Below are 1847 nucleotides of genomic sequence, written 5' to 3' on the forward strand. Positions count from 1 at the left end.
AATCGGACCTTGGCATTTCCGGAAGAAACCCGGTCGTTATCTACTACAGGAATTAACTGTAATTCATTCACACGTCCGGCAGCGGCCACGGTGTACATATTTCCAGCCTCAACCCCAACCGTTTGAGTTAAGACAGGCTGGTTCTTCTCACCAGCCGGATAGATATCAATCTGATACTGACCCGCTGGAACACTTAAATACTCACTTTGCTGCTTAAACGTTACGCCCTTCAAGGCAGGCTGCCCATTTACATACACATCAACGGCCGGAGCATCCGGTGAGGCATGGAGTACGCGAACCTTGGCTTGCCCTTGCATTCCTGGCATTCGTCCATTCTCGCTTCGCTGGCTCATTAACAATCTTTGCATGCATTCCAGATGTTTTTGGTAAAAGTAAATATGTTTCCGAGGATCGATATACTTATAGTAGTTTGACAGTAAATCATACTTCGCTGCTTGCCAGGCAAGTAAATCAGGGTTGTCATAAGGATACATGGATAGGCTCCTTTCTTGAAAAAAACTCCCGTGATAAGCCTATTCAATTTTTAAGAAAAGAGAACCTATTTTTACTGAGGATTAAACAGGAACCATAAAAAAAGAGGCCCTTTATTATCAGGAACCTCTTTGGAACTCTATTCTCTTAAGAGAGGGAGCGTACAGCACCGGAAAGAACCGCCGGATTTAATAATCTCGGAAAAATCAACCGGAATAACATGAAACCCTCTCGCTTGCATGACTTCATTGAGCCTTTCGTTCTGGGGGAGACTGATGACTTTACCATTACCGATCGATAGTACATTCGGTCCCATTTGGAACTGCTCTTCTTTCGTTACAGGGATCACATCAAATCTGGCTTTCAATCTACTCAAACCTTCGGCTGTAAAAGCGGGAGGATAAACAAGTGCGAAATCTTCGCTGATGATATTAAATACACAATCAAGGTGGAGAATCTCTCGCTTGAGCGCTAACGGTTCTACTTTAAAGGAAGGCAGGCGCATTAGAAGCTCCTCAACTGCCTGATGAGAGGTGCGATTGCTTCTTCCAACCCAGATGGTTGAACTATCAATTACAACATCACCGCCTTCGATGGAACCAGGAATTCCTTCTTGATAAGAAATGGCTCTGTCTCTCAGCCACGTTCTTAAGATCGTTGTTTCTTCCTGGCGAACTTCCTCATTCATCGAAGCAAGGAAAAGCTGATCGTGAATCGCGAACGCTATGTCCCTTGTAAATACCTGTTCAGGTAGGCGGGGGTGTGCAGGAAGTTGGGTGACTTCAGCCCCATGTTCCTTGAGAACATTTACGAACCTGTCATGCTGTTGTAAAGCCAATGGAATGTCAATATTACCTTCTTTATAGTGTTTCTGGGTTTCATTAATCACTTCGGTAATTCTCATAAACGACGGTTTTACTACAAGAACGCTTTTCAGTACTGAATATTCGGTCTGGCAATGAATTTTATTATCTGATGCGATACCCGTCATTTCAACAACCTCCATCTTGCGGTTACTTTCGTAAATTCCCCCTGGGTTTAAACATAAAACCAAACTTTCTTAGTAAAGGATTGTTTCTTTTTCACCAAAAGCCCGTAGACACTCTATGTAAGCGTTATACAATAATTGGTAAAATAGACTGGAAGGAGGGGGAGGTTCAGTAATAATGACCCATTGAAGCTTTTGCCCCAGTCCTATAGTCGTTATATTTTTTGTTTGACGAGTCCTTTTATTCGTCGGGGACCCCCCTGCGAATTTCTTTATGAAATTCTCTGTTAAAGTTGATTGTTGATATTTGATTAAATCGAACAAATTATCTCGAAACTGAGTCTTAAAGAATAGGGCAGGTTAGTTG

Annotated in this window: 2 protein-coding genes; both read right to left on the reverse strand. The window is 42.6% G+C overall.

Translation table 11 applies throughout. The features are described 5' to 3' along the window. Nucleotides 1-494, reverse strand: a 494-nt coding sequence (locus LD39_RS12120; RefSeq protein WP_035546864.1) for a DUF4397 domain-containing protein, incomplete at its 3' end; no start/stop codon positions are given. A 137-nt stretch (nt 495-631) separates the two neighbouring features. Beyond that, the gene (locus tag LD39_RS12125) at nt 632-1483 is read right to left on the reverse strand and encodes a dimethylarginine dimethylaminohydrolase family protein (RefSeq protein ID WP_035546867.1); all 852 of its coding nucleotides are present in this window, start codon (nt 1481-1483) and stop codon (nt 632-634) included. Between the last annotated feature and the right edge of the window lie 364 nt (nt 1484-1847).

The sequence above is a fragment of the Halobacillus sp. BBL2006 genome, from assembly GCF_000786645.1.
Lineage (GTDB): Bacteria > Bacillota > Bacilli > Bacillales > Halobacillaceae > Halobacillus.